The sequence below is a fragment of the Burkholderia sp. YHN3-13 genome (assembly GCF_055810675.1).
On sequence record NZ_JBVVNQ010000009.1, the window covers coordinates 59,638 to 80,048 of the forward strand.

General features: G+C 67.6%; 16 protein-coding genes. 8 read left to right on the forward strand and 8 right to left on the reverse strand.

Annotation, left to right across the window (positions count from 1 at the left end; genetic code table 11):
* Nucleotides 1-107 precede the first annotated feature (107 nt).
* Together AC0KUR_RS20750 and AC0KUR_RS20755 are read left to right on the forward strand one after the other, a co-directional pair.
* Entirely contained in the window at nt 108-1,166 is a 1,059-nt protein-coding gene (locus AC0KUR_RS20750; RefSeq protein ID WP_473376363.1) for an acyltransferase family protein, read from the forward strand.
* A 74-nt stretch (nt 1,167-1,240) separates the two neighbouring features.
* Nucleotides 1,241-2,443, forward strand: coding sequence for a right-handed parallel beta-helix repeat-containing protein (locus AC0KUR_RS20755; RefSeq protein WP_473376364.1), 1,203 nt, complete (start codon nt 1,241-1,243; stop codon nt 2,441-2,443).
* Between the two features lie 36 nt (nt 2,444-2,479).
* Here the strand turns inward: AC0KUR_RS20755 and AC0KUR_RS20760 are convergent, their stop codons facing one another.
* Together AC0KUR_RS20760 and AC0KUR_RS20765 are read right to left on the reverse strand one after the other, a co-directional pair.
* Nucleotides 2,480-4,042 carry a mannose-1-phosphate guanylyltransferase/mannose-6-phosphate isomerase gene (locus AC0KUR_RS20760; protein ID WP_034191560.1) on the reverse strand — a complete coding sequence of 521 codons (1,563 nt, stop codon included), beginning with the start codon at nt 4,040-4,042 and terminating at the stop codon, nt 2,480-2,482.
* On the reverse strand, nt 4,039-4,701 hold the full coding sequence (locus AC0KUR_RS20765; protein WP_080288009.1) for a GNAT family N-acetyltransferase: 663 nt from the start codon (nt 4,699-4,701) through the stop codon (nt 4,039-4,041). Before AC0KUR_RS20765 ends, AC0KUR_RS20760 begins: the two co-directional genes overlap by 4 nt.
* A 239-nt stretch (nt 4,702-4,940) precedes the next feature.
* On the opposite strand from AC0KUR_RS20765, the gene AC0KUR_RS20770 reads away from it, so the two are divergent.
* Nucleotides 4,941-6,158 carry a glycosyltransferase family 4 protein gene (locus AC0KUR_RS20770; RefSeq protein WP_082744626.1) on the forward strand — a complete coding sequence of 406 codons (1,218 nt, stop codon included), beginning with the start codon at nt 4,941-4,943 and terminating at the stop codon, nt 6,156-6,158.
* Nucleotides 6,159-6,856: 698 nt separating this feature from the next.
* Nucleotides 6,857-8,248, forward strand: a complete 1,392-nt coding sequence (locus AC0KUR_RS20775; protein WP_034191559.1) for a sigma-54 dependent transcriptional regulator — start codon at nt 6,857-6,859, stop codon at nt 8,246-8,248.
* Between the two features lie 60 nt (nt 8,249-8,308).
* On the opposite strand, the gene AC0KUR_RS20780 is transcribed toward AC0KUR_RS20775, so the two are convergent.
* The 6 genes from AC0KUR_RS20780 to AC0KUR_RS20805 all read right to left on the reverse strand — a co-directional run bounded on the left by AC0KUR_RS20780 (nt 8,309) and on the right by AC0KUR_RS20805 (nt 15,206).
* Complete coding sequence (locus AC0KUR_RS20780; RefSeq protein WP_233622837.1) at nt 8,309-10,759, reverse strand: glycoside hydrolase family 2 protein; 2,451 nt, start codon at nt 10,757-10,759, stop codon at nt 8,309-8,311.
* Nucleotides 10,760-10,788: 29 nt separating this feature from the next.
* Complete coding sequence (locus AC0KUR_RS20785) at nt 10,789-11,844, reverse strand: DUF1839 family protein (RefSeq protein ID WP_034191689.1); 1,056 nt, start codon at nt 11,842-11,844, stop codon at nt 10,789-10,791.
* Nucleotides 11,841-12,815: an amino acid--[acyl-carrier-protein] ligase gene (locus AC0KUR_RS20790; RefSeq protein ID WP_034191557.1), complete on the reverse strand. Its 975-nt coding sequence runs from the start codon at nt 12,813-12,815 to the stop codon at nt 11,841-11,843. Before AC0KUR_RS20790 ends, AC0KUR_RS20785 begins: the two co-directional genes overlap by 4 nt.
* Nucleotides 12,812-14,008, reverse strand: a complete 1,197-nt coding sequence (locus AC0KUR_RS20795; protein ID WP_473376365.1) for an acyl-CoA dehydrogenase family protein — start codon at nt 14,006-14,008, stop codon at nt 12,812-12,814. Before AC0KUR_RS20795 ends, AC0KUR_RS20790 begins: the two co-directional genes overlap by 4 nt.
* Complete coding sequence (locus tag AC0KUR_RS20800) at nt 14,005-14,256, reverse strand: acyl carrier protein (RefSeq protein WP_006490451.1); 252 nt, start codon at nt 14,254-14,256, stop codon at nt 14,005-14,007. Before AC0KUR_RS20800 ends, AC0KUR_RS20795 begins: the two co-directional genes overlap by 4 nt.
* 167 nt (nt 14,257-14,423) lie before the next feature.
* Nucleotides 14,424-15,206 (reverse strand): Crp/Fnr family transcriptional regulator, encoded by a 783-nt coding sequence (locus AC0KUR_RS20805; protein ID WP_473376366.1) that lies wholly within the window; start codon nt 15,204-15,206, stop codon nt 14,424-14,426.
* A gap of 919 nt (nt 15,207-16,125) precedes the next feature.
* Between AC0KUR_RS20805 and AC0KUR_RS20810 the strand changes: the two genes are divergently transcribed.
* The 4 genes from AC0KUR_RS20810 to AC0KUR_RS20825 all read left to right on the forward strand — a co-directional run bounded on the left by AC0KUR_RS20810 (nt 16,126) and on the right by AC0KUR_RS20825 (nt 20,346).
* On the forward strand, nt 16,126-16,908 hold the full coding sequence (locus AC0KUR_RS20810) for a Crp/Fnr family transcriptional regulator (RefSeq protein WP_034191554.1): 783 nt from the start codon (nt 16,126-16,128) through the stop codon (nt 16,906-16,908).
* A 2-nt stretch (nt 16,909-16,910) separates the two neighbouring features.
* On the forward strand, nt 16,911-18,326 hold the full coding sequence (locus tag AC0KUR_RS20815; protein ID WP_226193906.1) for an undecaprenyl-phosphate glucose phosphotransferase: 1,416 nt from the start codon (nt 16,911-16,913) through the stop codon (nt 18,324-18,326).
* A gap of 153 nt (nt 18,327-18,479) precedes the next feature.
* Nucleotides 18,480-19,652, forward strand: coding sequence for a glycosyltransferase family 4 protein (locus AC0KUR_RS20820; protein ID WP_034191553.1), 1,173 nt, complete (start codon nt 18,480-18,482; stop codon nt 19,650-19,652).
* Nucleotides 19,653-19,953: 301 nt separating this feature from the next.
* Entirely contained in the window at nt 19,954-20,346 is a 393-nt protein-coding gene (locus tag AC0KUR_RS20825; RefSeq protein ID WP_473376367.1) for a TraR/DksA family transcriptional regulator, read from the forward strand.
* The last annotated feature ends 65 nt before the right edge of the window (nt 20,347-20,411 follow it).

Sequence of the window (20,411 nt, forward strand, 5' to 3'; positions counted from 1 at the left end):
TGTCGTCCAGCCCACAGTATTCCGCGGCGAGCGTGCATAGAGTGGAGCTTCTCACGACCATTCGCCACGCGAGCGGGCCCGGACGGGGCCGCGGCATCGACCTTTACATGAATACGACTGCACGCGAAACCAGCCTGGATGTCGCCCGCGGCGCCGGCATCATTCTTGTCGTATACGGGCACGTCCTGCGCGGCGCCGTTTCGTCGGGGCTCGTGCCGGCCGGCGTGCCCGATACCGTGTTTGCGTGGATCGACTACGTGATCTACACGTTTCACATGCCACTGTTCTTCTTCCTGTCCGGGCTGCACGTCTGCCACTCGTTGCGTGGCGCGCCGAAACGGTTCATCGGATCGAAAGTGCGCACGATCGTCTATCCGTACCTGTTGTGGTCGGTCCTGCAAGGCGGCGTGCAGATTGCGATGGCGTCGCGTGGCACCAATCATCCGTTCACGTTCGGAGACCTGCTCTCGATCGGATGGCGGCCGTTCGCGCAGTTCTGGTTCCTGTACGCGCTGATGCTATGCATGATCGCCGCGTGGCTGTTTGCACGATGGGTGCCGGTGTTCCCCCAGGTGCCGATGGCGCCGCGCATCCGTGGTGCGCTCCTGGCAAGCGCGGTGCTCGGGTTCGCGATCGGAACGGTGACGCAATGGGGCATCGTGTCGACCGCGCTGATGAACTGGCCGTTCTTCGTGGCCGGCGTCGTCGCGTCGCGTGCGTTGCCGGGCTGGCTCGAACGCAACAGCCATCCTGCGATGTGCGGGCTGACGGCGGTCGCCTTTGTCGCGGCAGTCGCCTTCGCGCACGGCGTCGGAAGCGCGACGAGCATTTGGGCCGTTCCCGCCGCGTTCGCCGGCATCACGCTGATGCTGCAGCTTGCATACCGCCATGCAGCGTCGTCCGCGCGTGCCGGCTGGCTCGCGGCGATCGGCTACGCGTCGATGCCGATCTACCTGATGCATATCCTGGTGATGGCCGGCGTGCGCATCGTGCTGATGCGCGTCGGCGTCGGCAGTCTCGCGACGCACCTCGTGCTCGGTACGCTCGCCGGCGTGGCGGTGCCGATGATGGCTTATCTGATTGCGCTGCGCACTGGCACCGCGCGTATCGCCGGCTTTCCGGCGTGGCCTGGGCGCGGCGCGGCGGCGCGTCCGCAACCGGCATGACACGCGTGGGCTTGACTCACAAGACCGGGCGCCGATGCCGTTCCCGTCTTTGCTGTGTGATGCTTGGTATGTGGATGATCACCGGTCCCACCGTCACGGTCCACGCTGGGACGGCATTTCAAACCGAACAGACGTCGATCGGCTCGGCCGTGCCGGATGCCCGTGTCGCCCCGGCGCCCGACGGCGCCGATCAGGCCGACGCACTGCAACGCGCGCTGGATGCGCTGCAGCCGGGCCAGCGACTCGTGTTCGCGCCGGGGCGCTACATCGTTGACCGCTCGCTCGTCGTTCGGCAGGCGCAGGTCGTGCTGTCGGGCTACGGCGCGACGCTGATCGCGACCGTGCCGGACGACCAGACGATCGAGATGCGCGGCACCGGCACGACGATCGCCGGATTCAGGCTGGTGGGAACGGGTACGACGCGGATGGGCACGCCCGGGTCGACCAAGATCGAAGTGACGGGGCACGACGTGCAGGTGCTCGACAACGCGATCGACGGTGGTGGTGGCGGCATCTTCGTATTCGGCGGAACGGACGTCGCGATCGTCGGCAACGAGGTGCTGTCGACGCTGGCCGACGGCATCCACATCACGCATGGCGCGCGCAACGTGCTGGTCAAGGGCAACCTCGTGCGCGGCACCGGCGACGACATGATCGCCGTGGTGAGCTACCAGGGCGACGGCGTGCTCAGCCGCAACGTGCTGATCACCGGCAACTCGCTCGAAGGCAACGCGTGGGGGCGCGGCATCACGGTGGTCGGCGGTGCCGACGTGACGATCGAGAACAACGTCGTGCGCAACGTGCAGGTGAGCGCGGGCATTCTCGTCGCGCAGGAGGACAGCTTCCGGACTTACGGCGCATCCGGCGTGCTGGTCGAGAACAACGAGATTTCGGATATCCAGACCGCGGCCGTGCGTACCGATCCGCGCCCGCTCACGCAGCAGGCCGCGATCGACGTCAGCACGTGGTCGGGCTCGGTGACGCGCGTGGCCGTGATCGGCAACCGCGTGTCGCGCGCACGGTTCGCCGGCATTCGCGTGTGGGGAAACGTATCGCAGTACCGGATCGCGGACAACCGCTTCTCCGCGATCGGCGGCATGCCCGTGCAGGTAGGCGGGGGCGGAGGCTGCCCCTCGGGTAGCGCGCAGGCCGGGTCGTGCGGGGCGCAGGTTGTGCAGCAAGCATTGGCCGACAAGGTCGGGGCGGACCCCTCGGCGTTGCCGCGCGTGCGTGAAGCGCTCAGGCAGGCGCGCCCGTCGCGGCGCGGCATCGATTGACGACTCGATGCACGCGCCGGCAGGCGCGGCCCGCGATTAGCGGACGACGTCTCCCTCCACCACTTGCACGTTCGACACCGCGTGCCGTTCCGGCAGCGTGTCGACGACGGGGCGCCCGTACTGGTCGTCGAAGCGCACGATGTCGTCCTCGCCGAGATAGTTGCCCGACTGCACCTCGATGATTTCCAGCGGAATCCGGCCGGGATTCTCGAGACGATGGACTTCGCCGACGGCGATGTACGTCGACTCGTTCTCGCTGAGCAGAAAGGTCTCGTTGCCGCGCGTCACCTTCGCGGTGCCGCGCACGACGATCCAGTGCTCGGCGCGGTGATAGTGCATCTGCAACGACAGCCGCTTGCCCGGTTCGACGACGATCCGCTTCACCTGGAACCGCTCGCCGAGATCGATCGAATCGTAGTGCCCCCACGGACGCTGCACCTTGCGGTGCTCGCTCGCCTGCGGGCGCCGGTCGCTCTTCAGGCGCGCGACGATGTTCTTCACGCGCTGCACGTCGTGCTTGTTCGCGACGAGCACCGCGTCGGGCGTTTCGATCACGACGACATCCTTCATCCCGACGCACGCGACGAGACGACCCTCGGAGCGCACGAGGCTGTCCTGCGTGTCCTCGAACACGATCGGGCCGCGGGCGACGTTGCCGTGATCGTCCTTCGGCATGATTTCCCAGATCGCATCCCACGTGCCGACGTCCGACCAGCCGGCCGAAAGCGGCACCACGATGCCCTCGATGCCGAGTTCGCTGTGGTCGGCGAGACGCTCCATGACCGCGTAGTCGATCGAGTCGGACGGGCAGGCGTCGAAGGCCGCCGCGTCGATCCGGAAGAACGGATCCTCGGCGACGCCCGCTCGCCATGCCGACTCGCAGGCCGTGTGGATCTCGGGCGCCAGCGCGCGAATCGCGTTGAGCCAGACCGAGGCGCGCGTGACGAAAATCCCGCTGTTCCACCAGTAGTCGCCCGATTGCAGGTAGCGCTCGGCGAGCACCGCGTCGGGTTTCTCGACGAAGCGTCCGATCGAATAGCCGCCTTGACCGCCATGGCGGCTCGTCCGCGGCTCGCCCACCCGGATATAGCCGTAGCCCGTTTCCGCGCGGCGCGGCAGCACGCCGAGCGTGACGATCGCGCCTTCCTGCGCGTAACGCGCCGCGCGTGCGATCGCGTCCTGGAACGCGCCGACATCGGCGATCACGTGATCGGCCGGCATCACGGCGAGCACGGGATCGTCCGCCAGCGCGCTGGCGTCGAGCGCGGCGAGCGTGAGCGCCGGTGCCGTATTGCGCGCGGCCGGTTCGAGCAGGATGCGCGCGGGCGCCGCACGGTCGACCACTTGAGCGGCGCTCATGATGCGATGCTGTTCGCCGCATACCAGCAACAGCGTGTCGCCCAGCGCCGCGTTCGCGATGCCGTTCAGGCGGCGTGCGGTCGCCGACAGCGGCGATTCGTTCGACGTCAGTTCGATCAGCTGCTTCGGATACTGTTCGCGCGACAGCGGCCAGAGGCGCGTGCCGGAACCGCCGGCGAGGATGACCGGCAGGATGCGTGGCAGGTCAGGCTCGGGAACCGGGCGTAGGGTGCGGGTCATCGGTTGGCTCCGGTATCGGCGGGCAGCCGGTTGTGTACGCGGCCGTCGGCGCGCGCGTCTTCGGTTCGGGGCCGGGCGGTCGAAACGGCCCGGGACAGCAGCTGGCGCAGCGCGCCGGCGGCGCGGTCGGCCGGCCGGATCATGCCGACGAACGGCGCGCCCTGTTCGAGATACGGTCCGTATGCCTTGCGGAATCCGAAACGTTTGTAGAACGCCTGGCGCGGCTCGGGGACATGCATGCGCAGCGCGGCGTCCGGCCACGCGGCCAGCGCGGCGGTCAGGGCACGTTCGAGCAGGTGCTCGAGCGTATCGCCGTCGCGGCACGCTTCGCTCGTCAGTACCTTGTCGATCACGACGTCCGGATCGATGTCGTCGCCGGGCAGGATCCGTGCGTAGGCCGCGACTTCCGCCGTGTCGCCGTTGCACACGGTCGCATAGACGTGCAATGCGCCCGCGTCCTTGCCGTCGATGTCGAGATGGGTATGCGCATCCTCGACGACCAGCACGGCGTTGCGTGCGCGCAGGATTGCATAGAGATCGACGGCGCTCAGATGTTCGAATTCACAACAATGCCATTCCATGATGCGGTCCTCGTGTGAAACCTTCAGCACGCCGTGCCGCACGGACGCGTTCGTTCCGTGCGGTGTGGCGATGACCATGATGCGGATGGCGTGCGCGCCGGTCTGTTCGAAAGCGCACTCACGGTCCGGTTTGTCGTCCCGCTCGCAGTCCGGCAAACCGGACCGTGAACGGCACGACGGTTCCGGCGCGCCGACAGCAGCGCAATGTGCGATAGCACACATCGGTCGTGGCGGGGCTTTCCGATAATTGGCACGACATGGGGCCGTGTTGCGCGGCTGACCCATATCGAACGTCAATGAAGAATCGGGAGCGGTACTTGAAGATTGCGATCGTTCATGACTGGCTGGTCGTGCCTGGCGGCGCCGAACGCGTGCTGGCGCACATGATCGACTGCTTTCCGCAGGCCGACGTCTACAGCCTCGTCGATTTCCTCGAGGATCGTGACTGCCTGCGCGGCCGCGCGGTGCGCACGTCCTTCATCCAGAAGCTGCCGTTCGCGCGCACGCGCTACCGCAGCTACCTGCCGTTGTTTCCGCTGGCGATCGAGCAGTTCGACCTGTCGGCCTACGACGTCGTGCTGTCGAGCTCGTATGCGGTCGCGAAGGGCGTGCTGACCGGCCCGGACCAGTTTCACGCCAGCTACGTGCATTCGCCCGTGCGCTACGCATGGGACCTGCAGCACCAGTACCTGAACGAGGCCGGGCTCGCGCGCGGGCCGAAATCGGCGATCGCGCGGGCGCTCCTGCATTACATCCGCAACTGGGATGCGCGCTCGGCGAACGGCGTCGATCGCGTGGCCGCGAATTCGCACTTCATCGCACGCCGCATTCGCAAGACCTACCGGCGCGACGCGACGGTGATCTATCCGCCGGTCGACGTCGACCACCTGTCGCTGCGCCCGGACAAGGACGCGTTCTACCTGACCGCGTCGCGGCTCGTGCCGTACAAGCGGATCGACCTGATCGTCGAGGCGTTCTCGCGTACGCCCGAACGCCGCCTCGTCGTGATCGGCGACGGGCCGGAGATGGCGAAAATCCGTGCGCTGGCCGGGCCGAACGTCACCCTGCTCGGCTACCAGCCGTTCGACGTGCTGCACGACCACCTGCAGCGCGCGCGCGCATTCGTGTTCGCGGCGGAAGAGGATTTCGGCATTTCGCCGGTCGAGGCACAGGCCTGCGGCACGCCGGTGATCGCGTACGGGAAGGGCGGCGTGCGCGAATCGGTGCGCGCATGGCCGGGCACCGGCGCAACGGGGCTGTTCTACCGCGCACAGACGGTCGACGCGCTGCTCGACGCACTGGTCCGTTTCGAAGCGCTGCCGCGCGGGTCGATCGATCCGCATGCATGTCGCGCGAATGCCGAATTCTTCGGCTCTGCGCGCTTTCGGGACGAGTTTACGCGCTTCGTGATGGACGGCTATGCTGCGTTACAGGAGGAAATGGCCGGCCCCGCCGGTTTCACGCCGGGCGACGACGCATCCGCCGTGGACGGCATGCGCGACCGGCCGGTCCGGCAGGGCGAGACGGCACTGTGAGCCCGGGCGGCGATCGTGCCGGTTGATTACGGTATGTAACGGTCGGGCGACCCGCGCGCGGCGCCGAGACGGCCCGGCCGGCCGGCGGCACGCACGATTATGCGGTACATGGAATGCGGTGCCGGTTTTTTCTCGGATTTCGATGAAAATCACATCCAATCGACGGCGCCAATCTCGCGGAAAAGTAGTATTTGGCACTGATTGACGGGAATGCTCGTAGATAATCAAATCTCAGTGGCCAAAGGGGTGTCGCGCGGGGCGACCCGGCTGCGTAACCGCCTGATTCAGGATTATCTTTTGGTAACAAGACCATCGCGAAACGGGGTGTAAATTCACGAACGGATCACATGCGGCGGTCATTCCGCAAGCGGGTTGGCCGCCGTCCGGTTCAGCATCGGGCGCGACTGTCGTGTACGACGCGACGCACATGCGGACGGATGTTCCGTTTGCCGACGTGTCCCGCCTGACGGCGGGTCGCTTCAAAGCCGGAATGTCGCGGCTCCCGCAGCCGCGCGTTTCGTTCGAGTTCGATGACAACGAGGCCGGGTGACACATCCGGCTCGACCTCCGGGGGTTCTCGCCGTGTGCAGATTCGATCTTCGCCAAGACTGCGGCAACGCAGCGCGAAAAGGCGGCCATGCGCCGCCGGCCGCGGCGCACACGAACGGGTCACGGAGTGAAGAAAGTGATGGGTCGTTATGAATATGCCAATAACGCGCGATAAGAGCGCCGGCGCGGGGAGCGGTAACGGGCAGCGTCCGCTGATCTACTGGACGCAGTCGCCTTCCGTGATGCTGCGAAAGGAATTGTCGCGCCGCGACTGGAAAGTGTCGGTCGTCGCGCATGCGAACGAGTTGCGCGACACGTCCGGCGAAATCACCTGCGGCATCCTCGATCTCAGCGGCGGCCATGCCGATGCGATCGGCAGCATCGCGTCGACCTGCGCGTCGATGCGCGACGTCGTGTGGGTCGCGCTCGTCGACGTCGGCCAGACCGCGTCGCCGAACGTGCGCGCACTGTTGCGCGACTATTGCTTCGACTACGTCACGTTGCCCGCGTCGCATCAGCGGATCGCCGATACGGTCGGCCATGCGTACGGCATGGAGTGCCTGTTTGCCCGCGACCGCGAACAGCTCGAATCGGAGGAGAAGGGCATCGTCGGCACCTGCAGCGCGATGCTGCGGCTGTTCGATACGGTGCGGCGTTTCGCGCGCACCGACGCACCGGTATTCGTGTTCGGCGAAACGGGCACCGGCAAGGAACTGACGGCCGTCGCGATCCATCGCCATTCGGAACGGCGCAACGGCCCGTTCGTCGCGGTCAACTGCGGCGCGATTCCGCCGCATCTGCTGCAGTCCGAGTTGTTCGGCTACGAGCGCGGCGCGTTTACCGGCGCGAACGCGCGCAAGATCGGCTATGTCGAAGCCGCGAACGGCGGCACGCTGCTGCTCGACGAAATCGGCGACCTGCCGCACGAGAGCCAGGCGAGCCTGCTGCGGTTTCTGCAGGAGCGTTCGATTCACCGGCTCGGCGGCAGCGATCCGGTGCCGGTCGACGTCCGGATCGTGTCGGCCACGCACGTCGACCTGCGCGATGCGATGGAGGAGGGCCGTTTTCGTGCCGACCTGTTCCACCGTCTGTGCGTGATGCGTATCGACCAGCCGCCGCTGCGCGCGCGCGGCAAGGACATCGAACTGCTCGCGCATCACATGCTCGAACGTTTCCGCGGCGACGCGCGCCATCGCGTGCGCGGTTTCTCGACCGATGCGATCACCGCGCTGTACAAGCACGATTGGCCGGGCAATGTCCGCGAACTGATCAACCGCGTGCGCCGTGCGGTCGTGATGACGGAAGGGCGGCTGATCACCGCGCGGGATCTCGAGCTCGAATACTGTCTCGATGCGGCGTCGCCGTCGGTGGCCGACATCCGCAAGTCGATCGAGCGCGAGGCGATCGAAACGGCGCTGCTGCGCACGCGCGGCCGCGTCGCGGCTTCCGCGCGCGAACTCGGCGTGTCGCGCGCGACGCTGTATCGCTGGATGGAGGCGTACGGCATCGAGCGGCCGCGCGGGACGGGCTCGTCCGACTGAGCGGTTCGATCGGGCGGGGATGGAACACGCTCGCGGCACACGGCGGCCGCGAGCGCCGCATCAACCGGCGTGCGTCGCGCGCACCGCGCGCGCGGCATTCACTGCACGGATGTCCACCGCAGGCGGCACGTCGTCGCTCGCCGGGTTGTGCCCGGCCGATTGCAGCGGAACGAGCGCGACGCGCGCCGGCGTGCCCGGCGCGAGGTGGAACCAGTCGTCGCGCGGCATGAAGCCCGGTGCGTCGATCTGCACGTGGCGCGCGACGTGCCGCGTGTCGATGTCGACATGCCACGTGCCACCGGTGCGCGATACGCACGCCTCGATTCCGAGTTCGCGGCGCGCCAGTACGGCCGGATGGGTGCGGGACGGGAAATGGAACGCCTGCGACAGCAGGGTGCCGTCGTCGGTGCGCAGCGTCGCGACAACGGTGTCGTGTTCGCAGGGCCCGAAACGGTATGCATAGGTCCAGTCGAAGAAACGGCCGAGCAGGTCGGCCGAGCCGATCCGCATCGCGTCGTGCGCGGCGATCCGCACCGGGCAGCCGGCCCGCGCGACCGGCGTGCGGCCGTCGCGCAGCGCGACCAGCTCGATCGCCGCCGACAGCGGCGCCGGGTGCTCGTTGACCACATGCACGTCGAGCCCGTTCAAGCCTTCGTCGACGAGCAGCACCTGGACTGGCTGCAGCACCTGCCGCAGCGCATACCACGCCGATTTCGGCCGGTGCGCGGCGTCGATCACCCCCCATCCTGCTCCGGGCATCACGTCCTGGAACTGCCACACGAGCGCGCCGGCGCAGCGCGAGCCGGTGCGCCGCCACTCCGAGAACGTTTCGCGCATCAGGTCGGCGATCACCGCGCGCGACAGCTCGAAGTAGCGGGCCGGATCCTCGCGCCGCAGCCGGTCGGGCGCGACGTCGTACAGCGTCCGCAGATAGTGGTCGCGGACATCCTCGAAATCCCACGACGTGCCGGGGTCGCGCGGCACGGCCGTCTTCCAGCGCGGCTCGTGCACGCCGGGCCAGCCGAGCTCCGCGAGCGTCGCATCGCACGGCACGTTCGCGAACGCGAGGCATTCGCTCGCGAAGCGCACGTCGGCGCGGCGCGCGTCGTCGAGCGGGCGCAGGTACGCGCCGACGCCGTAGTAGTGCGACACGCGTTCGCGCGGCGTGAACGGCAGCACGCCGCCGTCGGGCGAATCGGGCACGTACGGGACGTCGGGGCGGCGTGCGGCCGCATGGCCGGCCAGCCGCTCGGCCGTCAGCTCGAGGAAGCGCTGCTTCGGCGCGAGTCCCGACATCGCGGCCTGTTGTGCGATCTCGCTGCCGCCGCACAGCACCGCCAGCGACGGCGAAGCGCCGCGGCGCGCGAGAAACTGATCCGCCTCGCGATCGACGTTGTCCGCGAACGCGGGATCGTCGAGCGCGTAGTCGAAGTTCGCGAACATGAAGTCCTGCCAGACCAGCAGCCCGAGCCGGTCGCACCATGCGTGGAACGCGTCGGCCTCATAGGTCATCGTGCCGCCGACGCGGATCATGTTGAAGCCGGCGTCGCGTGCGAGCCCGAGCAGGCGGCCGTAGGCCGCGTCGTCCGCGTGCAGCGCGAGCGGGGCGGCGCTGCTCCAGCACGCGCCGCGCGCGAACACCGGTACGCCGTTGATGCGCAACCCGAAGCCCTTGCCGTCGGCGCCGCCGTCGACCTCGATCGTGCGGAAGCCGGTCGAGCCGAGCGGCCGCCGTTCGTCGCCGATATGCAGCGTGATCTCGTAGAGTGCCGGTTCGCCGTGCGTATGCGGCCACCAGCGACGCACGCTGGGCACGGCGACGCTGGCGCGCAGGCGGTCGGTGCCGGTGCGTTCCAGCGTCGCATGATGCTCGCCGCACGACAGCCGCGCGGCGATGCTGTCGGGCAGCGGCGCGGCGAACGCCAGTTCCGCGTCGAGCCAGCCCGTGTCGCCTTCGATGCGCGCCTGCAGGCGCGCATCGACCAGGACGGGGCCGTGGGCCGGATCGAGCACCTCGACGGGCCGCCACGGGCCGGCCGGTACCACCGGCGGAAACCAGCCCGGCATGTGCCCGAACAACGATGCGCGGACCGTGCGCAACGCGGCCGGCTCGGCGAGCCGCGTGCGCCAGCGCGCCCGGCGCGGCGCGCGCGCGTCGCGCAGCCGCGGCGCGAGCGCGCGAAAGCAGAGCGTCAGCCGGTGCGTGCCGTCGAGCGACACGGGTACGTCGTGCGTGACGAACATGCTGTCGGAGCGGAGGATCGGCGTGTCGTCGAGCCAGGCCTGCGCGAGCGTCGCGAGGCCGTGGAAGCGCAGCACGCGCGGCCCGTGCCCGCGCAGCTCGATCCGGTACCAGTGGTCGCGCTCGTCGAGCGAGCGCGCATCGTCGACCCGGCCGGCCAGCGTGAGCGCCTGCGCGACCGTGCCGGGCACGGGCGCCGCGATCCAGCCGGCGTCATCCGCCGGAAGGTCGCACGGTTCCCGCACGGCGCCCGCGGCCGTCGCGAGCATCGACCACGCGGGCAGGGCTCGCGCGCGCGTCACCGCATGACCGGCACGGGCGCCGCGTCGCTGCGCACGGGCGCGACATGTCGCAGCGGCGCGCCGATCTGCCGCGCGCAGGCGACGAGGTCGGCATACGCGGCCTCGATCGCCTCGAGCGTCGAGTCGCCGCGTTCTTCCTTGCCGCGCGCGCAGGCGCGCGCAAGCCGGAATTCCAGCACCATCGCTTCCGACGCGATGCGATCGCACGCGGCGCGGATCTCGGCGAACGGCCCGACGCAGCCGCTGGCCTGCAGCCAGCGTGCGTAGTGGCCGAACAGTTCGAAGTTTGCGCCGAGCTGCCGCACCGAATTGAACGAGTATGCGTGGAAGTGCTCGAGCGGTGCATCGGCGAGGGTCCGTGCATCGGTCTGCAACTGCCGCCGGAAGGCGGCGATCGGATTGACGACCGGCAGGCGCCGCAGGTGACGCTGCAGCGCGGCGAGCGATGCGTCGCAGAGCGCGCGCTCGTCGAGCGGCGTAAACCGCCGTTTCGCGCATTCGACGTACGGCGGCAGCGTCATCGGCGAACTGCCGCCGACGAGCCCGTTGTAGTCGAAATCCTCGGCCACGTAGTAACCGCTATTGTGGAAATAGCCGATCTGGTGCTTCACGCGGTCGATGGCGTCGATGCCGATCGTCGTCTTCGTGTGTTGTGTGCGATAGCTGCTGCCGCGCGTGTCGGGCAGGAACCACGCGTCGACCTCGACGATCATCAGGTGCCCGCGCGCGACCTGGGTCTCGATGTGCTGGTCGAGCGGTTCGTAGATCGAATGTTCCTGCACGACGATCCCGTAGAGCCGCTCCAGTTCGTCGTGCGGAAACTTGAAGAACGTGAACTGGTCGCCCTCGAAATCGAGCGCGATCGTAAACGGCAGCGCCGCGTACGGATTCAGGCCCCACCACCGGAGCACCTCGAGCCACATGTCGACGTAGCAGTTGGTCTGCTTCCAGACCATCTCCTGACTGTGCAGCGGGTGCGGCCGGTAGTGGCGTGCGCGGTGGCGCACGTCCTCGAACGACGCGTCTTCGCCGTCGCGGGAGACGAACCTCATCGCGCGCCCCACAGTACGTCGCGCACCTCGACCGGCCATGCGTCGATGTCGAAGCCGTGGTGGCGGAACAGCGCGAGCGTGAGCCGTTCGAGGCCGAAGCCGACGCAGCCCGTGTGCGCGACGTCGTCCGTTGCGGTGCGGATGTTCCACAGCAGGCCGAAATGGTCCATGTGGTAGTTGAAGCTCAGGCACGCGGTCTGACGGTCGTCGTGCTCGATCGGGATCAGCAGCTCGAACTTCAGGTTCTGCTCGCGCTGGCTGTTCGCGACGATCTTGCCGCCCCGGCCGAAGAACGGATCGTTGGCGAGATCGATCGCATTCGGCAGGCGCAGCGCCTCGATCATCCGCGTGCCGCGCTCGATCCACGTTTCGCGGAACGCGACGATCTGTTCGGGCGTGCCGATGCGCACGTACTCGCGCATCCGGAACAGCTGCATGCGGGTCGGGTCGAGCGACGGCTCGTGCCGGAAGCAGTACGAGAACACGTCGACGATCCGGCCGTCGGCGGGCAGCGCCCCCGCGCGCGCGACGACCGGATAGACCGGGTAGCACGCGGCCGGCGTCATCACGACGTAGGTCGGCTTCTGGCTTTCGGTCCAGTCGTCGCCGCGATCGAGGCACTGCAGCACGCGCTGGTGCTGGTGTTCGTCGCCGCAGAACGCGTGCACGCTGCCGGCCAGCTGCGGGAAGCTCTTCATGTATTCGCTGCGCTCGAACTCGATGCGGCTCATCGCCGGCGGGAAGCGCAGCACTTCGGCTTGCTGGTCGGCGCCGACGCGCGTGACGAATGCGTCGAGCGCTTCGACGACGCGCTCGAATCGTTCGCTGCGGCCGAACAGGCCCTGGATGCCGGTCGAGACCAGCAGGCCCGCGTCGATCAGTTCGTCGCGCAGCGGGTTGACGCCCGCGCGGTCGAGCGGCGCGTCGGCGGGAGTGGAGGCGGCGGAGGGCACGGCGAGGCGATCGTTCACGTATGTTTCTCCAGCGTCGCAGGACGCAGCGCGAGCAGCAGGCTCGCAGTGTTGACGGCAATGCGGTCGTTGCTGATCATCAGCGGCGCCGCGAGCAGGTCGCGAATGTGACGGCCGATGCTGAACGGCGTGCCTTGCTTGTAGCCGGCCATCCCGCAGATCATCATCGCCTGGTGCGCGACTTCGAGCGCGGTCGTCGACACGTAGGTCTTCAGCGTGTTGATCTCGGCGGCCCGGGCCATGCTGGCCGACCACGAGCTGGTCGACGCGTTCGCGTGGAGGCGCAGCACGGCGTCGACACGGGCCTGCATCGCCTGCATCAGCGCGAGCGATTCGGCGATGCGCCGCGCCGCGGGCGACGGCGCGCCGTCGGTCTGGCGCGCCTGTGCGCGGAAGAACTGGTGCGCGCGATGGAACGCGTCGCCGGCCACGCCGATCCAGACGGCGGCCCACAGGATGTGCGACACCGGCACCATCGTTTCTTCGGCGATCTTCGTGAACGGGACCGGCAGGCACTGGACGGCGGCGCCTTGCGCATCGAGCACGAAGCCGTTGCTGCAGGTGCCGCGCATCCCGAGCGTGTCCCATTCGCCGCGGCGCGTGAGCGTATAGCCGTCGCGCAGCAGCGTGACGAGCACCTGCTCGGAGGCCGGGGCGTCGGCGTCGCGGCGTGCGGTCGCGAGGATGCCGTCCGCATAGTCGCCGTACGAGATCGTCGGCGCGGATTTGTGCAGCCGGAACCCGCCGCCGTCGGTTTCGAGCGCGCACTGGCTCGCCCGCAGGTTGCCGCCGACGCCGTCTTCCGACGTCGCCGACGCGAGCAGCCACTGGTGGCGCACGAGCTGTTGCAGGAACAGCTTGTGCCAGCCCTGGTCGGCAGCATGGTCGACGATGCAGGCGACCTGGATCTGGTGCATCGCGAACACCATCGCCGACGACGCGCAGGCCTGGCCGAGGATCGAGCAGGCCGACGCGATATCTTCCAGCGACGCGCCCGCACCGCCGAGATGGGTCGGCACCATCGCGCCGAGCAGCCGGCGCGCGCGCATTGCCTCGATCGCCTCGACGGGGCAGCGCGCGTCGCGATCGACCGCATCCGCGTGCTGCGCGGCGATCTGTGCGACGGCGTGCGCGGCCTCGTCGAGCCGATGCGATTCGCTGTCGGCCGCGAGTTCGGGAAGCGGCGCGCTCATGCGGAATGCTCGGTGCGTTGCAGGGTGGCGATCGTGTCCGCGAGTGCGTCGATGCTGCGGAACAGGTTGCGGTTCAGCATCTCGTCGGGAATCTCGATGTTGAACTGCTTCTCGATCGCGAGCATCAGCTGGATCGTGTCGAGCGAGGAGAGGCCCGCTTCGTAGAGGTCGTCCCCGTCGCCGATCGAATCGATCGCGGCTTCGAGGTGGGCGACGTGCTTGAGGATGGTTCTGATTTCGTTTTTCACGTGCTGCTCCGGCGTGCGTGGTGTCGTCCGCTCGGGCAGACGCGCGATGTGCGCTGACGTCCCCCCGGCAGTCCGGCATCAGTAGACCATTGGCAGGCACGGCGTTCTGTTCGCCACCCTACAATCGGCTGACCCGGCGTGCTCGCGGTGCCGGGCCGGTCCGTCGATCACGCGCGCGATGCGGCCGGCACGCCCGAGTCGGCCGACAGAATGCGCTTCATTTCGTCGCGCACGATCGCGCGGCAGCCACACGACATCCTTTCGAGGCCGTCGAGGTCGGCAAGCTCGATCGAGCTGCGGTATTGCCGGATCAGGCCGAGCTTCTGGATTTCGCCGGCGGCATCCGTGACCGTTTCGCGCCGCACGCCGAGCATCTGCGCGAGCATGCTGTGAGTCACCTGGATCTCGATGCTGCGCGTGCGGTCGTACGCGAGCAGGAACCATCTGCATAGCTGATGTTTCAGCACGTGATGCCGGCTGCAGAACGTGATCTGCGACACCTGCGCCATCAGCAGACGCACGCAGACGAACACGAGATGGCGGATCACCGGCGATGCGTCGAACGCGGCGGCGAATACGCGCCGGTCGAGCCGGTAGACGAAGCCGTCGCGGCAGGCCACCGCACGGCAGGGCATCCGGCCGCTGCCGCCGATCACGTCGTCGCAGACCACGCTCTCGCTGCCGATCTCCGCCACCTCCAGCGTCATGCCGCCGGACGACACGTACTGCAGCGAGATCGCCGTCGTGACCGGCAGGTACACCGCGGTGAGCGTTTCACCGGGTTCGCACAGCACTTGCCCCGATTTCAGGTGAACGAGCTGCAGGTGGGGTGCCAGCGTGGCGAGTTCGTCGCGGTCGATGGCCGCGAGAAACCGGTTGGCATCGAAGCTGTGGGAAAGCTCGATCATGCCGTTCGCATAGGCGACGGCGTCGTTGGCCTGGAGAGTCACGGCACATCCTCGTAGGGTGGCGATCTCGCGTCGTCGTGGCGGTCCCGTGAAAACGGGATTCAGCACGATCGTGCGAATTTGTGTTCATCGAAAATCGAATGACGATGCTGCGAAAAGGCTAGCACGCGATTGAAATCGATCAATTGCACATTACGTCATCTTGCAAAGTTTGACGATTTTGGTCGAGTGCAAACGTCATGCGGATTTAATGGTTCATTTCCGTCGAATTAATCATCCGGAAATGGAATGCCGAGCGGGTCCGTCATTCGATCTTGTTCGGGAATCAATCGGATGACGGTGTGCATCGTACGTGAAAATCATCGGGCGCACGTTGAACATTATTTGACAAATAAACGGGGTCTGCCTGAATGTCCATCAGGATCAATGGCTTGCATGCGATGTGTGCGACAGGTTACAGAACGGGGAATGCGTATGCCGATTCAAATTTGAGACAGTTTCAAACGAACGTGTGAAGCACGGCGACATCGGGAAGCGTGGTCCTGAACATCACGGAAACAATTGAAAATCGGCTGTAAGTGTTTGAACGACAAGCTTCGCGGCCCCGATCCGTTTGCCCCGGCTCGATGCAGAAGAATTGTTCAGTCAAATCAATTGCGGTGTCCGTCGCCGGAAGAGTGTCCGGAAATGAGACGCTTTTTATGGTGCGAGGCCGAATATTCGGGCGATCCAAATCGAGTGTGATTCATATATTAAGGATGGGCGGCTATTGGCACGTAAATCGCTTATTCGAATTCGCGTGTCGAAACGGGGCGGCCGACTCAATTCGGCGGTAACAAGTCGATGGTCGGTCGGAATCAGGGTTGTGGGCCGCAACCGTTGTCAACGTCCGGACGCGCATTGCGATAACGAGTTCCGTGCACGCGGCTGCAGGCGGTGCGGACAATAAAGGGATACAGACATGCTTCATCTTCACTCGAGCTACACGGCGAACGCCATCCTCGATGCACTCCCGGAGGACAGCATCCGCACTATCGCACCGCATCTCGAACTGGTCCGGATCAAGGCCGGCATGCTCGACCGGGTCGGCGAGCCGATGCGTCATCTGTATTTTCCGACGACGGCGATGATGTCGGTGCAGCACCTGATGGAGGACGGCGCGATGGTCGAGGTGGCGGTGGTCGGCCGTGAAGGCGTGGTCGGCCTCGGGACGCTGGTGGGCGGCATCGCGGCGTCGAACCGGGTCGAGGTGCGCATCGGCGGGATGGCGTATCGCGTGCCGAGTTGCGTGATGCGTGCCGAATTCGAGCGATCGCCGCAGACGTACCGGCTGCTGCTCAACTACTGCCAGGCGACGATGGCGCAGATCTCGCGCAGCGCGCTGTGCAACCGTCATCACTCGGTCAGCGAGCAGTTGAGCCGCTGGCTGCTGCTCGCGCACGATCGCATCGACGGCGACGAGCTGGCCGTCACGCAGCAGACGATCGCGAACATGCTCGGCGTGCGGCGCGAAGGCGTGACGGAGGCCGCCGGCAACCTGCAGGAAGCCGGATTGATCCGGCAGCGCCGCGGCCGCATCACGGTGCTCGACCGCGACGGTCTCGAACACCATGCGTGCGAATGCTACGACCTGATTCGCGCCGACTATCGCCGGTTGCTCGGGGCGCGCGGGAATGCGAGGCCGGCGCCGGTTCGCCCGCGCCTGCCGGAGGTGCATCGCGGATTCCCGGCACATGGTGCATGACGATGCAGTCGACGTCCGGTGGAACGAATGCGATGCGGCGTGCCGCGATCGCGGCGCTCGATGTCGTGCTCGTGCTGGCGGGGGCGCTTGCGGCGCAGGCCGCGTCCGGCCTCGCATGGCGTGAGTTGTCCGATGCGCAGCGCGGTGCGATCGCGCTGCTGTGCGTGCTGACGGTGGCGCTGCTGCCGCGCTACCTGCGCGCCGTGCGTGGCGGCGTGGCGGTGCGGGGCGGCGCGCACGTGCTGACCCAGACGATGGTGGCGGTCGTCTGCGCGAGCGTGCTGACGGTGGCCGCCGCGATGTGGATCATGAATCGAGGCGGCACCGTCACGACACGCTGGCTCGTGCACACGGTGCTGGCCGGCGACGCGGCGTTGCTGCTCGGCCGCGCCGCGCTGCTGGCCGTCGTGCTGACACGCAACGACCCGCGTGCGCGGCAACGCCGTGTCGCCGTGGTCGGCGCAACGGCATACGGGCGCGTGGCGGTCGAGCGGATGCAGCTCGCGCCGAACGGCCCGTTCGTGGCGGCATGCGTCTTCGATGACGACGCACCGGCCGCCGCGAACGGCATCGGCGGCGTGCCGGTGATCGACGACTGGGCCACGCTGCGCGACATGATCCGCAACGGCGAGATCGACGAAGTGTGGCTCACGTTGCCGATGTCGCACGAATGGCGGATCCAGCGCATCGTGCGCGAGTTGCGCGACGAGTTCGTCGAGCTGCGGCTGCTGCCCGATGTGCGGCAGATGGCGGTCGTCGATCGCTCCGCGACCGACGTGCTCGGCATGCCGGCGATCAATCTCGCGACCACGCCGAGCTCGGCGCCGGAGCTGTGGGCGAAGTTCGCGTTCGACCGGCTGTTCGCATTCGGCGTGCTGATTCCGTTGCTGCCGCTGCTGTCGATCCTGGCGATCGCGGTCAAGCTGTCGTCGCCGGGGCCCGTGCTGTTCAGGCAGCGCCGCAAGGGCGTGGACGGCCGCGAGTTCGACATCCTGAAGTTCCGGACGATGCGTGTGCATCGCGCGCAGCCGGGCGTCTTGCGGCAGGCCTCGCGCAACGACGCGCGCATCACGCGCGTCGGCGCATTCCTGCGGCGCACGTCGCTCGACGAGCTGCCGCAGTTCTTCAACGTGCTGTTCGGGCAGATGTCGGTCGTCGGGCCGCGCCCGCACGCGATCGAACACGACGACCTCTATCGGCAACTGATCGACTGCTACATGTACCGCTATCGCGTGCGTCCGGGCATCACCGGATGGGCGCAGGTGAACGGCTATCGCGGCGAGACGCGCAAGGTCGAGGCGATGGCGGCGCGCGTGAAATTCGATCTTTTCTACATGCAGAACTGGAGCTTCTGGTTCGACATGAAGATCATCCTGTTGACGGTCGTGCGCGGCTTCATCGGCCGCAACGCTTTCTGAGGATGGCGAATCGTCCGGAAAGCCGGGCGTTGTGCGGTCGAACGTACCGACCGGATCGGCGGCGGCGGACACACTGACGGCACAGCAGCATTCCGCTCAGCGGGGTGTCCGGCGGCGCCTCATCGTGCCGCAGCCATCGGAACAGTCACGATCATGTCAACGTCGATTCGGGAGCGCAGCGCACCGGTACTGCAGGAAGCGCGCGCGGAACGGGGCGTCGGCGCCGCCGCGCAAACCGCGCGGTTGCGGCGCCTCGCAATCAACGGAAAATTCACGGCGCAGCGCATGACCGGCGTTCAGCGCGTGGCCTACGAACTGACGGCCGAACTCGCGCGCCTCGCGAATGCCGGTGACGAACCGTCGCTCGTCGTGCCGGTCGATCACGATCCGGCGGCCATGCCGGCCGGCGCACGGCCGCAGACCGTCGGGCGCCGGCACGGCGCGCTGTGGGAGCAATGGACGCTGCCGCGCACGACGCGCGGACGAACCCTGTTGAGCCTGTGCAACATCGGCCCGCTGGTGAAGCGCGATCAGCTGCTGATGATTCACGATGCGGCGGTCTTCGATCTGCCGGCCGGTTATTCGCTCGCATTCCGTCTGTGGTACCGCTTCGCGTTCTCGATCCTGAAGCGGCGCGCGCGTCATATCGTGACGGTGTCGCATTTTTCGCGGGCACGGCTGGCCGCCCGGCTCGGGGTACCGCCGGCGCGCCTGTCCGTCGTACCGGGCGCGGTCGATCACATCGACCGGATCGACGCCGATCCGGGCGTGCTGTCGCGCCTGAATCTCGAGACGGACGGCTATGTGCTGTTCGTCGGGTCGCTCGCGCCGGGAAAGAATCTCGTGCGCGCACTGGCCGCGATCGCGTTGATGCGGGCGTCGCACCCGACGTTGCGCTTCGTGATCGCGGGCGGTGCCAATGCGAAGATATTCGGGGTACGGGAGGCAGGCCTGCGCGAGGACGATCCCTACGTCACGTGGGCCGGTTACGTGACCGATGGCGAACTGAAAGCGCTGTACGAGCACGCCGGATGCTTCGTTTTCCCATCGTTGTACGAAGGATTTGGCTTGCCGCCGCTCGAGGCGATGCGGTGCGGTTGCCCCGTCATCGTGTCTCACGAGGGCTCGCTGCCGGAAGTCTGCGGCGGCGCGGCGCTGTTCTGCGATGCCTATTCGCCGCCGGACATCGCCGCCGCAATCGCTCGCGTGATGGACGATCCCGAACTGCGGGCGCGGCTGCGCACGACGGGCCGCGAGCATGCGCGGCGGTACAGCTGGCAGCGCTCGGCGCGCGCGTTGCTCGATATCGTCCGTGCCGATACCTGACGGGCGGTGACGCGGTCCGACGCAACGGCTGGGTCGATCCCGGCGGCGTCTGCGTCGGACGAATCCGGCGAGGCCGCGTTTCATATCCGTCCCCGATTTTCGGGCGTGCGGACGGCCTGCTGATTCCGGTCAACACACGCGTGTTCAATGGGTTTATCCTGCGTCGAATGCGTCCGGCGCTTCGTGCTGCCGGGCGCGTATCCGGACGCGCGGCGACGGCGGTCACGCAGTTTCGCCGCGCACCGGCGCGACACCGCGCGCCGTACGCTTTCGCGCGGAACCCGGAACAGGAGAGACGGCCATGTCGCTCGACCCACAACAACGGCAGACGCTGAAACAGCGGCTGAACGAGAGCGAGCAGGCGCTGCGTGCGGAGATCCGCGCGAGCGAGGACCAGCGCGCGTCGGAATCCTACGCGGACCTTGCCGGCGCGGCGCCGGACGAGGGCGACGAGGCGAACGCGGACCTGTTCGTCGACGTCGATCACGCATTGATCGGCATGAGACTGACCGAACTGCGCGCGATCGGCCGCGCCCTGCAGCGGATGCGCGACGGCAGCTACGGCGAATGCATCGATTGCGACGGCGCGGTGGGCTACGAGCGGCTGCTGGCGCGCCCGGCCGCCGAGCGCTGCACGCATTGCCAGTCGATCTACGAGCGGCACTACGCGACGACCCCGCGCGCTTCCCTCTGACGTCGCGGCCGCAACGGCGCTGCACGCGATGCGCAGCGGGCGTACGATGAAGGACGGGCGCCCGG

Bases quoted from the DNA above. Each gene is read 5' to 3' on its own strand.
- AC0KUR_RS20750 (WP_473376363.1), top strand. From the start codon at position 108: ATGAATACGACTGCACGCGAAACCAGCCTGGATGTCGCCCGCGGCGCC.
- AC0KUR_RS20755 (WP_473376364.1), top strand. From the start codon at position 1,241: ATGATCACCGGTCCCACCGTCACGGTCCACGCTGGGACGGCATTTCAA.
- AC0KUR_RS20760 (WP_034191560.1), bottom strand. From the start codon at position 4,042: ATGACCCGCACCCTACGCCCGGTTCCCGAGCCTGACCTGCCACGCATC.
- AC0KUR_RS20765 (WP_080288009.1), bottom strand. From the start codon at position 4,701: ATGGTCATCGCCACACCGCACGGAACGAACGCGTCCGTGCGGCACGGC.
- AC0KUR_RS20775 (WP_034191559.1), top strand. From the start codon at position 6,857: ATGAATATGCCAATAACGCGCGATAAGAGCGCCGGCGCGGGGAGCGGT.
- AC0KUR_RS20780 (WP_233622837.1), bottom strand. From the start codon at position 10,759: ATGCTCGCGACGGCCGCGGGCGCCGTGCGGGAACCGTGCGACCTTCCG.
- AC0KUR_RS20785 (WP_034191689.1), bottom strand. From the start codon at position 11,844: ATGAGGTTCGTCTCCCGCGACGGCGAAGACGCGTCGTTCGAGGACGTG.
- AC0KUR_RS20795 (WP_473376365.1), bottom strand. From the start codon at position 14,008: ATGAGCGCGCCGCTTCCCGAACTCGCGGCCGACAGCGAATCGCATCGG.
- AC0KUR_RS20810 (WP_034191554.1), top strand. From the start codon at position 16,126: ATGCTTCATCTTCACTCGAGCTACACGGCGAACGCCATCCTCGATGCA.
- AC0KUR_RS20815 (WP_226193906.1), top strand. From the start codon at position 16,911: ATGCAGTCGACGTCCGGTGGAACGAATGCGATGCGGCGTGCCGCGATC.
- AC0KUR_RS20820 (WP_034191553.1), top strand. From the start codon at position 18,480: ATGTCAACGTCGATTCGGGAGCGCAGCGCACCGGTACTGCAGGAAGCG.
- AC0KUR_RS20825 (WP_473376367.1), top strand. From the start codon at position 19,954: ATGTCGCTCGACCCACAACAACGGCAGACGCTGAAACAGCGGCTGAAC.